The sequence below is a fragment of the Enterobacter sp. 50793107 genome (genome assembly GCF_001463365.1).
Taxonomy (GTDB): domain Bacteria; phylum Pseudomonadota; class Gammaproteobacteria; order Enterobacterales; family Enterobacteriaceae; genus Enterobacter; species Enterobacter cloacae.
In genome coordinates this window covers 1-404 of the sequence record NZ_LNII01000056.1, presented here as the reverse complement: position 1 = coordinate 404, position 404 = coordinate 1, and the positions used below count along the sequence as shown (strand labels likewise).

The following is a 404-nucleotide window of genomic DNA, read 5'->3' as shown; positions in this document are numbered from 1 at the left end:
CGTTTTGAAACTGACATTAACCGACTTTGCGCGCTTGCTGACACTGGTGTAATCCGGGCAGCGCAACGGAACATTCATCAGTGTAAAAATGGAATCAATAAAACCCTGTGCAGCCCGCAGGGTCAACCTGAACACGCGTTTAATGACCAGCACAGTCGTGATGGCAAGGTCAGAATAGCGCTGAGGTCTGCCTCGTGAAGAAGGTGTTGCTGACTCATACCAGGCCTGAATAGCTTCATCATCCAGCCAGAAAGTTATGGAGCCACGGTTGATGAGGGCTTTATTGTAGGTGGGCCAGTTGGTGATTTTGAACTTTTGCTTTGCCACGGAACGGTCTGCGTTGTCGGGAAGATACGTGATCTGATCCTTCAACTCAGCAAAAGTTCGATTTATTCAACAAAGCC

1 protein-coding gene is annotated in these 404 nt (G+C 48.5%); it reads right to left on the bottom strand.

Annotation, left to right across the window (positions count from 1 at the left end):
• A partial coding sequence (locus APU11_RS07745; RefSeq protein ID WP_028021382.1) for an IS5/IS1182 family transposase occupies positions 1 to 327 on the bottom strand: 327 nt, incomplete at its 3' end.
• Between the last annotated feature and the right edge of the window lie 77 nt (positions 328 to 404).